At 61.0% G+C, this 12,392-nt stretch carries 9 protein-coding genes; all 9 read right to left on the bottom strand.

Annotated elements, in window-relative coordinates; all coding sequences use genetic code 11:
* The 9 genes from urtD to V9T28_RS01340 all read right to left on the bottom strand — a co-directional run bounded on the left by urtD (position 1) and on the right by V9T28_RS01340 (position 12,359).
* Positions 1-756: an urea ABC transporter ATP-binding protein UrtD gene (gene urtD, locus V9T28_RS01380; RefSeq protein WP_116400436.1), complete on the bottom strand. Its 756-nt coding sequence runs from the start codon at positions 754-756 to the stop codon at positions 1-3.
* Positions 749-1,879 carry an urea ABC transporter permease subunit UrtC gene (gene urtC / locus V9T28_RS01375; protein WP_116400435.1) on the bottom strand — a complete coding sequence of 377 codons (1,131 nt, stop codon included), beginning with the start codon at positions 1,877-1,879 and terminating at the stop codon, positions 749-751. Before urtC ends, urtD begins: the two co-directional genes overlap by 8 nt.
* Complete coding sequence (gene urtB, locus V9T28_RS01370) at positions 1,876-3,483, bottom strand: urea ABC transporter permease subunit UrtB (RefSeq protein ID WP_116400434.1); 1,608 nt, start codon at positions 3,481-3,483, stop codon at positions 1,876-1,878. The genes urtC and urtB overlap by 4 nt, the downstream gene beginning before the upstream one ends.
* 368 nt (positions 3,484-3,851) lie before the next feature.
* Positions 3,852-5,138 (bottom strand): urea ABC transporter substrate-binding protein, encoded by a 1,287-nt coding sequence (gene urtA / locus V9T28_RS01365; protein ID WP_199500091.1) that lies wholly within the window; start codon positions 5,136-5,138, stop codon positions 3,852-3,854.
* 239 nt (positions 5,139-5,377) lie between these two features.
* Entirely contained in the window at positions 5,378-6,595 is a 1,218-nt protein-coding gene (locus tag V9T28_RS01360; RefSeq protein WP_116400433.1) for a phosphopentomutase, read from the bottom strand.
* 16 nt (positions 6,596-6,611) lie between these two features.
* Positions 6,612-8,240 (bottom strand): ABC transporter ATP-binding protein, encoded by a 1,629-nt coding sequence (locus tag V9T28_RS01355; protein WP_116400432.1) that lies wholly within the window; start codon positions 8,238-8,240, stop codon positions 6,612-6,614.
* A complete protein-coding gene (locus V9T28_RS01350; RefSeq protein ID WP_116400735.1) occupies positions 8,237-9,397 on the bottom strand; it encodes an ABC transporter permease in 1,161 nt (386 codons plus the stop codon). The genes V9T28_RS01355 and V9T28_RS01350 overlap by 4 nt, the downstream gene beginning before the upstream one ends.
* Positions 9,398-9,405: 8 nt before the next feature.
* Positions 9,406-10,500 (bottom strand): microcin C ABC transporter permease YejB, encoded by a 1,095-nt coding sequence (locus V9T28_RS01345; protein WP_116400431.1) that lies wholly within the window; start codon positions 10,498-10,500, stop codon positions 9,406-9,408.
* Positions 10,497-12,359 carry an extracellular solute-binding protein gene (locus V9T28_RS01340; RefSeq protein ID WP_116400430.1) on the bottom strand — a complete coding sequence of 621 codons (1,863 nt, stop codon included), beginning with the start codon at positions 12,357-12,359 and terminating at the stop codon, positions 10,497-10,499. Before V9T28_RS01340 ends, V9T28_RS01345 begins: the two co-directional genes overlap by 4 nt.
* Positions 12,360-12,392: the final 33 nt, after the last annotated feature.

Here is a 12,392-nt window from a genome sequence, read left to right as displayed (position 1 = left end):
TCATCGTCCTAGATAGACTTCGATGACGCGCGGGTCGGCACTGACCTGGTCGAGCGGTCCTTCGGCCAGAACTGCGCCCTCGTGCAGCACCGTCACCTTGACACCAAGGTCGCGCACGAAGGTCATGTCGTGCTCGACCACGACGACTGAATGATCGCGCGCGATGTCGCGCAGCAATTCGGCGGTCTGCGCGGTTTCGGCGTCGGTCATGCCGGCCACCGGCTCGTCGACAAGGAGAAGCTTCGGATCTTGCGCAAGCAGCATGCCGATTTCCAGCCATTGCTTTTGCCCATGCGACAGATCGGCGGCGAGCCGGGCGCGCTGGGCGTCAAGGCGGATGGTTGCGAGAATCTGATCGATCCGCGCCTTCTGGTCGCGCGCCGCCTTGCCGAACAAGGTCGCGAAGGCGGCCCGCGGCGCCTTGAGCGCCAGCAGGATATTGTCCTCGACCGTGTGGCTCTCGAACACGGTCGGGCGCTGGAACTTGCGGCCGATGCCGAGCGTTGCGATCGCCGCTTCATCGAGCTTGGTCAGATCGGTCTTGCCGCCGAAATAGACATCGCCCTCGTCCGGCCGGGTCTTGCCGGTGATCACGTCCATCATCGTCGTCTTGCCGGCGCCGTTCGGACCGATGATCGCGCGCATCTCGCCGGGCGCCAGCACCAGGGAGAGGCCGCGCAGCGCCTTGTACCCGTCGAAGGAGACGGCGACGCCATCGAGATAAAGCAGCGATGACGTGAGGATGGCTTCATCCATGGTGGGGCTTCTCCACAGGCATAGCCGCAACGTCCTCGCGCCGCAGCACTTGCATCAACTTGCCGAGCACGCCGTTCGCAAGGAACAGGGTGACGAGAATGAACAGAAGGCCGAGTGAAAACAGCCAATATTCCGGCAAAACGCCGGTAAAGAACGTCTTGCCAAAATTGACGAGAAAGGCACCGATCGCCGCCCCCACCAACGTGCCGCGCCCGCCGACGGCAACCCACAGCACCGCCTCGATCGAATTGGCCGGCGCAAATTCCGACGGATTGATGATGCCGACCTGCGGCACGTAGAGCGCGCCGGCGATGCCGGCCATGACCGCCGAAAGTACGAAGACGACGAGCTTATAATTCTCGACCCTGTAGCCGATAAACCGCACGCGCGATTCGGCATCGCGGATCGCCACCAGCACCTTGCCGAATTTCGACGTCACCAGCGCGCGCGCGACGAGATAGCCGGCGAGCAAAGCGATCAGCGACGCGGACAGCAGCACGACACGTGTCGTCTCGGCCTGGACGTTGAAGCCGAGAATGTCCTTGAAATCGGTGAGGCCATTGTTGCCGCCAAAACCCATATCGTTGCGGAAGAACGCGAGCAGCAGCGCATAGGTCATGGCCTGAGTGATGATCGAGAGATAGACGCCCGTGACGCGCGAGCGGAAGGCGAACCAGCCGAAGGCAAGCGCGAGAAGCCCCGGCACGAGCACGACCATCGCCATGGCGTAAGCGAAAGAGGAAAAACCCCACCAGGTGATGGGCAGGTCCTTCCAGTTCAGGAACACCATGAAATCCGGCAGAATCGGATTGGCATAGACGCCGCGCGTGCCGATCTGCCGCATGAGATACATGCCCATGCAATAGCCGCCGAGCGCGAAGAACGCCCCGTGCCCGAGCGAGAGAATGCCGCAATAACCCCACACAAGGTCCAGCGCGATGGCGAGCAGTGCGTAACACGTATATTTGCCAAGCAAGGCGGTGAGATAGGCTTGCGGATGCCAGGCGGAATCGACGGGCGTCATCCACACGAGCAGCGGCATGAGAATCGCCGCGGCGATCAGCACGGCGGCGAAGAGCTTGCCCGGCAGGTCGAGCATTTGCAGGAGGCGCGACAGAATCATTGCTCCACCATCCGGCCCTTGAGGGCGAACAAGCCGCGCGGGCGCTTTTGAATGAATAGAATGATGAAGACGAGCAGCAGAATCTTGCCGAGCACGGCCCCCGCGAAAGGTTCGAGAAATTTATTGGCGATGCCGAGCGACAGAGCCGCGACCAGCGTGCCCCACAGATTGCCGACGCCGCCGAACACCACAACCATGAAACTGTCGATGATGTAATTTTGGCCCAGGTTCGGCGACACATTGTCGATCTGCGACAGCGCCACGCCGGCGATGCCGGCGATGGCCGAGCCGAGGCCGAAGGCCATCATGTCGACGCGGCCCGTGTCGATGCCCATGGCCGAGGCCATGCGGCGGTTCTGCGTCACCGCCCGCATGCGCAAGCCGAAGGGCGTGGCGCGCAAGACGAGCTGCAAGGCGACGAAGACGAAGACAGTGAAGACGATGATCCACATGCGGCCAGAGGTAATTTCGAGACCGCCGAGATGGAACGAGCCGGACATCCAACTCGGCGCGCCGACGTCGCGATTGTCCGCGCCGAAGATTGTGCGCACCGCCTGTTGCAGGATGAGCGACACGCCCCAGGTCGCCAGCAGCGTATCGAGCGGCCGGCCGTAGAGCGAGCGGATCACCAGGCGCTCGATGAGCATGCCGACGGCGCCCGCCACAACGAAGGCGAGCGGCACGGCGATGAGGAGCGAATAATCGAACAGGGCCGGATCGTGATTGCGAATCCATTCTTGCACGGTGAACGTCGTATAGGCGCCGATCATAACCATTTCGCCATGCGCCATGTTGATCACGCCCATCACGCCGAATGTGATGGCAAGGCCGATGGCCGCAAGCAGGAGGACGGAGCCGAGCGACAATCCGTACCAGACATTTTGCGCATTGGCCCACAGGCTGAGGCGAGTTTGCACCGACGCGGCAGCGCTTGCCGCCACCGTTTTTGCCAGCCCTTGCAGGGATGAAGACGCGGTCGTGAGGAGCGCCAACGCATCCTGGTCACCGCGTGACTTCAGGACCGAAATCGCATCGAGTCTTTGCGGATCGGTCGCGTCGGACTTTTGCAGCAGAACGGAGGCTTGCGCTTCCTTCAGAGCGCTTGCGACATTCGCATCGGTTTCCTTCGCGATCGCGGTTTCAAGCGCGGGAAGCGCACTCACGTCACGGGATTTGAACACCGCCTGCGCGGCTTCGAACCGTTTGGTAGGATCCTTCGACAGAAGCGTGAGACCGCCGAGCGCGGCTTCGACCGTGCGGCGCAGGGAATTCTTCAAACGCACGGGTTTCAGCGCGGCGGGATCGACATCGGCCTTGCCGCCCGTGGCCGCGACGCTCAAGGTGCCCGATGCGTCCTTGACATAAACGCCTTTCGGATCGGCCTGGAACAGCAGCCGTTCTTGCTGCAAGGCGCTGAGGATGTCGGCCGCGCGCGGATCACCGCTTGCCGCAACCGCATTGATCGCCTTTTCCGTCTCGTTGAATGAGTCCTTGGTGAAGCCGTAGAGCGCGGTGCTCAAATCTTGCGCCCGCAGCGGTACGACGCAGGCGAAACAGAGAAAAAGCAAAACCGAAAGGAGGCGAAACGCCCGGTGCGTCAGCATTGGGATAACCTTGAATGATCGTATTGTTCTATTTTCAATGGTATCCCCCCAACCGCCATTCCATTGCTGCGGCACACCCGATCCCGTCATTGCGAGCGAAGCGAAGCAATCCATCTCCTGGCCCATGACTTGCGACAGGCGTCTCGGCCGCTCGCCCTCCTTCACAACAAGGGCAACATTTTCTGAGGAAGTGGATGGATTGCTTCGTCGCCTCGCTCCTCGCACTCAACTCGGGCTTGCCCGAGTTGAGCATTCAAATAATGTTGCGAACCCGCGCAAGCGCAGTTCGCAATGACGAGAACGGATACATCGCTGCATTCCATCCAAGAGGGCGGCTCGGCCTAGTCCGCCTTGAGCCTTAAGTGCCCTTACGCGCCGCAGGTATTCGTCTTAATGTTGAAATTGCCGCACTTCTTGTCTTTCCAATCGCCGACAAGATCCTTCGAGCCGTCGAGATATTTCGACCACGCGTCGCCGGCGACCAGACCGTCGGTCTTCCACACCACGTCGAATTGGCCGCTTTCCGCGATCTCGCCGATGAAAACCGGTTTGGTGAGATGATGATCCGGCAGCATTTCGGCGACGCCGCCCGTGAGATTCGGTTGCTTGATGCCGATCATCGCATCGAGCACCGCGTCGGTGCTGGTCGTGCCGGCCTTGGTCACGGCCTGCACCCACATGTTGAAGCCGATATAATGGGCTTCCATCGGATCGTTCGTGACACGCTTCGGATTCTTGGTGAAGGCCTGCCACTTTGCGATGAAGTCCTTGTTTTCCGGCGTGTCGATCGATTCGAAATAGTTCCAGGCCGCCAGATGGCCGAGGAGCGGCTTGGTATCGATGCCCGCAAGCTCTTCTTCGCCGACCGAGAAGGCGACGACCGGAATGTCGGTCGCTTTGATGCCCTGGTTGCCGAGCTCTTTGTAGAAGGGTACGTTCGCGTCGCCGTTGATGGTCGACACCACGGCCGTCTTCTTGCCCGCCGAGCCGAATTTCTTGATGTCGGAGACGATCGTCTGCCAATCGGACTGACCGAACGGTGTGTAATTGATCATGATGTCGTCGGACGAAACGCCCTTGCTCTTGAGATAGGCTTCCAGGATCTTGTTGGTGGTGCGTGGGTAAACGTAATCCGTGCCGGCCAGCACCCAACGTTCCACCTTCTCCTCACTGATCAGATAATTGACGGCCGGAATTGCCTGCTGATTTGGCGCGGCACCGGTGTAGAAGACATTGCGCTCGCATTCCTCGCCCTCGTATTGCACCGGGTAGAAGAGGATGGAGTTCAGCTCCTTGAACACCGGGAGCACCGACTTGCGCGACACCGAGGTCCAGCAGCCGAAGACGGCAGAGACCTGATCCTTCGAAATCAATTCGCGCGCTTTTTCCGCGAACAGCGGCCAGTTGGACGCGGGGTCGACGACCACGGGCTCGAGCTGCTTGCCAAGCACGCCGCCCTTGGCGTTTTGCTCGGCGATGAGCATCAGCATGACGTCCTTGAGCGTGGTTTCGCTGATGGCCATCGTGCCGGAGAGCGAATGCAGAATGCCGACCTTGATCGTCTCAGCCGCCTGTGCGCCAAAACTCGAAAACGCGGCGGCGCCGCCCACCATGGCGCCCGTTGTCCGCAAGAAACTCCGCCGTGAAATGGTCATCTGCATCCCCTCTGCATTGATGCGCGCAGCCGCCATCGTCTCGCGGATCGAGCGCGCTTTTGTCCGCCCACGCGGACTTGGTCAGAGAAATAGCAATGTGCGTGCCAGATGCTCGCAACTGCACAAATGATTGAGAAACATGACTGCGCGATGCCGAGGCCGCAGCGGCATCGCAAGACGATGGCCATCAATTAGGCATACGCGGCCGCGATGCCAAAAAAATGGGCGGCATGTATTCGTTAGAGCCAGGATTGGCCGGAACCGCCGCGTGGAAGCTTGAGCCAGTCGAGCACGGTGGCGCCGATATCCGAAAAGCTTTCGCGGCGCCCAATCGGCCGTGGCGGCAAATCGCGGCAATAAGCCAAGATCGGCACATGCTCGCGGGTGTGGTCGGAGCCGCGATAGGTTGGATCGTTGCCGTGATCGGCGGTGACGATCAAAATGTCATCCGCCTTCAGCGCGGCCAGCAATTCCGGCACGCGCGCATCGAATTGCTCCAGACAGGCGGCATAGCCCGGCACATCGCGGCGATGACCGTAATCGGTGTCGAAATCGACGAGATTGGTGAAAATCAGGCCGCCGTCGGGCAGGTCTTGCAGAACGGCCAGGGTCTGATCGACATGCTCCATATTGGAGGCGCCCTTCATCTCGCGCCCGGTGAACTGGTGGGCGAAAATGTCGCCGATCTTGCCGATCGTCACCACGATGCGGCCGGCTTCCACTGCGCGCTGCAGCATGCTGCCGGCCGGCGGCGGCACGGCAAAATCCTTGCGGTGGGCGGTGCGCGTGAAATCGTCCCGATGGGTGCCGACGAAGGGCCTGGCGATGACGCGGCCGATATTCAAAGGATCGCACAGTCGCCGCACGACCTTGCACAGGTCATACAGCCGCTCTAGGCCGAAGCTTTCCTCGTGCGCGGCGATCTGCAGGACCGAATCGGCCGAGGTGTAGCAAATCGGCTTGCCCGTCCGCATATGCTCTTCGCCGAACTCCTCGATAATGCCGGTGCCGGACGCGTGCTTATCGCCAAGAATACCCGGCAGATGGCCTTCCCGGATGATCGCCGCGGTGAGATCGGCCGGAAACGCGGGCTCGGTGTGCGCAAAATAGCCCCAGGTGAATGGCACCGGCGTGCCGGCGATTTCCCAATGGCCGGAGGGCGTGTCCTTGCCGCGCGAGACCTCGACGCCATAGCCCCAGGACGCCGCCTTCTCACCGCGTGTGAAGCCCGGCGGGAAATGGCCTGTGGACGCTTCCGCCGCGAGGCCAAGGCCGAGCGCATCGAGATGCGGCAGATGCAGTGGACCAAGGCGCAGACCGGCGCGGTTGCCGCGCCCCAGCGCGCAAGCCTCCGCAATATGGCCGAGCGTGTCAGAGCCCACATCGCCGTAATCGGCGGCGTCCTTGGCCGCGCCGCAACCAAAGGAATCGAGCACGAGAACCAGGGCGCGGGGCATTGCTCACTCCTATCGGCTATTGGCTGACGACTTGTTCGCGCGCCTCGATGCGGAAAGCTGCCGCGAAGAGCGCGCGCGTATAATCGCTTTGCGGATTGGCGAAGATCGGTGCCGCAGGCCCCGCTTCCATCACCTTGCCATGCCGCATCACGATCAGATCGGTCGCGAGCGCCCGGACCACTTTCAGATCATGGCTGATGAACATATAGGCGAGCCCCCTCTTCTGCTGCAGATCGCGCAGCAGATCCACAATCTGCGCCTGCACCGTCATGTCAAGCGCCGAGGTCGGCTCGTCCAGTACCACGAATTTCGGCCCCACCGCCAAAGCGCGCGCAATGGCGATGCGCTGGCGCTGGCCGCCGGAAAATTCGTGCGGGTACCGGTCCATGCTCGCCGGATCGAGGCCGGTTTCGGCGAGCGCCCGCGCGACGATCTCGCGGCGCTGGCGGGCGGACAGGTTCGGGTTCTGGACAATCAGCCCTTCCTCGACGATGCCTGCAACCGACAGGCGCGGCGAGAGCGAACCGAAGGGGTCCTGGAAGACGATTTGCATATGACGCCGCAGCGGCCGCATGGACTTGCGGTCGAACGCATCGATGCGCTGGCCCATATAGACGATCGGCCCGTCGCTCCTGATGAGGCGTAGCATGGCAAGGCCCAACGTCGTCTTGCCCGAGCCGGACTCGCCGACCACCCCCACCGTCTGCCCCTCGCGCACGGTAATGGAGATCTCGTCCACCGCCTTGATATAGCCGGACGTACGGCGCAACAGGCCGGTCTTGATCGGGAACCATACTTTGAGATTTTCCGCGGTGACCACGGGCGAAGCGCCTGCGTCGACCGCCGGCGGTTGGCCTTTCGGCTCGGCGGCGAGCAATTTGCGGGTGTAGTCGTGCTGCGGGTTGTTGAACACATCCGCGACAGGGCCGGCCTCGACGATTTCGCCTTGGCACATCACCGCGACATCGTCGGCGATGCGGCGCACGATGGTGAGGTCGTGGGTGATGAACAGCATCGCCATGCCGAGCTTTTCCTGCAGCTCCTTCAGCAATTTCAGGATCTGCGCCTGCACCGTCACGTCGAGCGCCGTCGTCGGTTCGTCGGCGATGAGAAGATCGGGGCGGTTGGCGAGCGCCATGGCGATCATCACGCGCTGGCGCTGACCGCCGGACAATTGGTGCGGATAGCTCGCAAGCCGCTTCGCCGGCTCGGGAATGCCGACCTCGCCCAGCAATTCGACCACCCTTTGGCGCAGCTTCGCCCCGCCGCGCGTGCCGTGCAATTCGAGAATCTCGCCGATCTGCTTCTCGATCGTATGCAGCGGATTGAGCGAGGTCAGCGGCTCCTGAAACACCATCGTGATGTCGCTGCCGCGCAACGCGCGCAGCCTTCCGGGCTTCGCCTTGAGCAACTCCTCGCCCTTGAAGCGGATACTACCGGACGGATAATGCGCCGCGGCGACGAGTTGGACGATCGAGAGCGCCGTAACCGATTTGCCCGACCCCGATTCACCGACCAGCGCCAGTGTGCGGCTGCGCTCCAGCTTGAACGACACGTCGTTCACGACGCGCAGCTCCTGCGCGCCCTGCTGGAAGGCGATGCTTAAGTTATCGACCGCGAGCAGCGGCGCCGATGCGTCGCTCATTGGAACGTCTTTCGCGGATCGAAGGCGTCGCGCACGGCCTCGCCGATGAAAACGAGCAGCGACAGCGTGATGGCGATGGCGAAGAAGGAGGTGAGGCCGAGCCATGGCGCCTGCAGATTGGACTTGCCCTGCAGCAGCATTTCGCCCAGCGACGCGGAGCCGGGTGGCAGTCCCAGGCCGAGATAATCGAGCGCCGTCAATTGCTCGATCGAGCCGGACAGAATGAAGGGCAGAAAGGTGAGCGTCGCGACCATGGCGTTGGGCAACAGATGCTTGGCCATGATCCTGATGTCGGAGAGCCCAAGCGCCCGCGCGGCATTGACATATTCGAAATTGCGCGCCCGCAGGAACTCGGCCCGCACCAGATGCACCAACGACACCCAGGAAAAGAGCAGAAGGATGCTGAGCAGCACGAAAAAGCCCGGCACGAAGATGCCGGCGAGAATGATGAGAATGTAGAGGCGTGGCAGCGACGACCAGATCTCGATGACGCGCTGGAAAATCAAATCGACCTTGCCGCCGAAATAGCCCTGCACCGCCCCCGCCATGACGCCGATGACCGACGAGATGCCGGAGAGAATCAGCGCGAACAGGATGGAGATGCGGAAACCATATACGAGCCGCGCGACGACATCGCGGCCCTGATCGTCGGTGCCGAGCCAGTTCCACTCGACCTCGTCGCAGGATTTGATCGTCGCGGTCGTGCAATAGTCTTTCGGCAACGTCCAGGTCGGAGCGAAAGGCGCGCTGCGCGCAACGGGGCCCGGCCCCTTCGGCGCGTCGAGATTGACCGTATTGTAGGAGAAATGAATCGGCGGCCAGATCATCCAGCCGTGCGCCTTGATTTCGTCCGCGATGACCGGGTCGCGATAATCGGTGGTGGCAAGGAAGCCACCGAATTTCTCTTCCGGATAATCGACGAAAACCGGAAACAGAATCTCGCCCTTGTAGGAGGCGACGATCGGCCGGTCGTTGCAAAGGAATTCGGCGAAGAGCGACAGGATGAACAAGATCATAAAGATCAAAAACGACCAATAGCCGCGCTTGTTCGCCCTGAAATTGGCGAGTCGCCTTGCGTTGACCGGCGAGAGGCCAAGCAGGCCCTTTTTTGGCAGCGGCGGCGCGAGGTCGGTAGAACGGTCGAGCGTCATGCTCATGCTTTCGGTCAAACCTCGCGCGTTTCGAAATCGATACGCGGATCAACCCACGTATAGGTGAGATCGGAGAGAAGATTCACCGCTAGTGCCAGCAGGGCGTAAATGTAGAGATTGGCGAAAACCACCGGATAATCGCGGTTGATGATCGATTCATAGGAGAGGAGGCCCAAGCCATCGAGCGAGAAAATATTCTCGATCAGCAGCGAACCGGCGAAGAAGGCCGAAATGAAGGCGCCGGGAAAACCCGCAATCACGATCATCATCGCGTTGCGGAAGACGTGGCCATAGAGAACGCCGCGCTCGGAGAGGCCCTTCATGCGCGCGGTGAGCACGTATTGCTTGCGGATCTCGTCGAGGAAGGAATTCTTGGTCAGGAACGTCGTTGTGGCGAAAGCGCCAAGCGCCATCGAGGTGACAGGCAAAACGATATGCCACAGATAATCGACGATCCTATCCGGCCAGGACAGCGTCGCCCAATCTTCGGACACGATGCCCCGGGACGGAAAGATATTCCAGAACGATCCGCCGGCGAAGAGAACGATGAGAAGAATGGCGAACAGGAAACCGGGAATGGCATAACCGATAATGACGACGCCGGATGTCCAGATATCGAACCGCGAACCGTCCGCGACCGCCTTGCGGATCCCGAGCGGAATCGAAATCGCGTAGGAGAGAATCATCATCCAGAGGCCAAGCGAAATCGAAACCGGCAGCTTTTCCTTGATCAGCTCAAGCACATCGGCGTCGCGGAAATAGCTCTTGCCGAAATCGAAACGGGTATAATTCTTCACCATGATCCAGAAGCGCTCATAGGCCGGTTTGTCGAAACCGAATTGCTTGTTCAGCTCTTCGATGAATTTCGGATCGAGCCCCTGGGCGCCGCGATAGCGCGACGTATCGCCGCCTTGCTGCATGCCCGCCTGCGACGACGCATCGCCCCCGCCGCCGCCGACGCGCGAGCCATTGTCGAGGCCCTGCAATTGCGCGATCACCCGCTCGACCGGGCCGCCCGGCGCGAATTGCACGATGACGAAGGAGATCAGCATGATGCCAAAAATCGTCGGGATCATCAGCAACAGGCGGCGGATGATATAGGCGATCATTCGCTCATCCCGATCTGCTTGGCCTTGGCGTCGTCCCACCACCAGGTATCGGGCGCGCCGGTGCCGAATTTCGGCTGCGTCGCCGGCCGGGCATAAGCGTCCCAATAGGCGAGCCACACATCAGCGCGATACCAGCAGAAGACGCTGTAACGGCCGGCGCGCAAGAGGCGGTCGAGGACGCGACACGACGTTTGCAGGTCGTCCTTCGAATTCGTCGTGGCGATCCGCTCGACGATCGCATCGATGGCCGGATCGCTGATGCCGGAAAGATTGAGGGAACCAGGCGTATCGGCAGCGTGCGATGTGAAGATGCTGCGCAAGTCGGCGCCCGGATAGAATCCACGGCCCAGATTGGTGACCACGATGTCGAAATCGTAACTGTCGGTACGGCGCTTGTGCTGGGCCGCATCGACCGCCCGCGAGGTAGCGCGAATGCCGAGTTTGCGCAAATTGGCGATGAAGGGGGCCTGGATCGGTTCGAACAGGGACGTAGAGTCGAGAAACTCGATCTCCAACGGCGAGCCATCCGGCAATTTCAACATGTCGCCATCGCGTTTGCAGCCGGCCTGCAGCAAAAGCTGATTGGCTTTCTGCAACAGCGCGCGATCGCTGCCTGAGCCATCGGACACGGGCGGCAGATAAGGCTCGCCAAACACTTCGTCAGGCGCCTTGCCGCGCCAGGGCTCTAGCAGCGCCAATTCTGCAGGGCTCGGCTTGCCGCTCGCGGCATTCGGCGAATTCGGAAAATACGATGTCGTGCGCGTGAAGGACGAGTACATGATGTTCTTGTTCGTCCATTCGAAGTCGAAACACAGGCCGATCGCCTCGCGGACTCTTGAGTCCTTGAACTTGTCGCGCCTCGTGTTGAAATTCCAGGTCTGGCATGACGCCGGCAGGTTGTTCGGCAGCGTTTCCTTCTTGACCTTGCCGTCGTTGAAGGCCGGAAAATCGAAGCCGGTGTGCCATTGTTTCGATGTCGACTCACCCCAATATGTCACGCGGCCAGCCTTGAACCCTTCAAAGGCGATCTGCCGGTCGCGGAAATACTCAAAGCGGATATGGCTGAAATTGTTGGCGCCGACATTCACCGGCAGGTCTTTGGCCCAATAATCATCGACGCGGTCGAACTCGATAAAGCGGCCCTGTTCGAAATTGCCGACCTTGTAAGCGCCCGACCCGAGCGGCGGCTCGAGTGTCGAGGCTTCGAAATCCCGCGTCGCCCAATAGGCAGCTGGAAAGATCGGCATGGCGACGACATACATATGCGCATCGCGGCTGCGCTTCGGCACGAATTGAACCCGCACAACATCGTCGGTTTCCGCCACCGCCTCGGCCATGTCGATGAGGTTGAAATGATAATTGGGGTGGCCTTTCTCCTTCAAAATATTCAGCGAGAAGGCGACGTCTTTCGCGGTGAGCTTCGATCCGTCGTGGAACCGCGCCTCGGGCCGTAGAAAGAATCGATAGGTCAGTTTGTCCTTGGAAACCTTAACCTTCTGGGCGACCAGCCCATAGGCCGCATTGGGCTCATCGGCGGTCCCCGCCATGAGCGAATCGTAGATGGCGCTCATGCCGGCGGCGCCGGCGCCCTTCAACACATATGAGTTCAGCGTATCGAAGGTCTCGAAGCTTTCGTTGCCGCTATAACCCAAAACCGTCATCACCAATTTACCGCCCTTGGGCGCATCCGGATTGACATAGGCGAAATGCTTGAAATCGGACGGCAATGCTAAGTCGCCGAAGATCGAGAGACCGTGGCTCTCAACGTCGCCATCAGCCGCAAAGGCCGGCTTGAGCACCAGGCTCGCCCCCAGCGCGGAGCCATATTTGAGCACGGAGCGGCGGTCGATCAACGTCACGTCACAATCCCCTTTTCGCGCCGAAGCGGCGCC

The organism is Methylovirgula sp. 4M-Z18, assembly GCF_037890675.1.
Taxonomy (GTDB): Bacteria; Pseudomonadota; Alphaproteobacteria; order Rhizobiales; family Beijerinckiaceae; genus 4M-Z18.
Note: the sequence above shows the minus strand (reverse complement) of the source record. Positions and strands in the feature narration are given on the sequence as shown.

Excerpts from the sequence above, each read along its gene's own strand:
- urtD (WP_116400436.1), bottom strand. The coding sequence starts at position 756 with ATGGATGAAGCCATCCTCACGTCATCGCTGCTTTATCTCGATGGCGTC.
- urtC (WP_116400435.1), bottom strand. The coding sequence starts at position 1,879 with ATGATTCTGTCGCGCCTCCTGCAAATGCTCGACCTGCCGGGCAAGCTC.
- urtB (WP_116400434.1), bottom strand. The coding sequence starts at position 3,483 with ATGCTGACGCACCGGGCGTTTCGCCTCCTTTCGGTTTTGCTTTTTCTC.
- urtA (WP_199500091.1), bottom strand. The coding sequence starts at position 5,138 with ATGACCATTTCACGGCGGAGTTTCTTGCGGACAACGGGCGCCATGGTG.
- V9T28_RS01360 (WP_116400433.1), bottom strand. The coding sequence starts at position 6,595 with ATGCCCCGCGCCCTGGTTCTCGTGCTCGATTCCTTTGGTTGCGGCGCG.
- V9T28_RS01355 (WP_116400432.1), bottom strand. The coding sequence starts at position 8,240 with ATGAGCGACGCATCGGCGCCGCTGCTCGCGGTCGATAACTTAAGCATC.
- V9T28_RS01350 (WP_116400735.1), bottom strand. The coding sequence starts at position 9,397 with ATGAGCATGACGCTCGACCGTTCTACCGACCTCGCGCCGCCGCTGCCA.
- V9T28_RS01345 (WP_116400431.1), bottom strand. The coding sequence starts at position 10,500 with ATGATCGCCTATATCATCCGCCGCCTGTTGCTGATGATCCCGACGATT.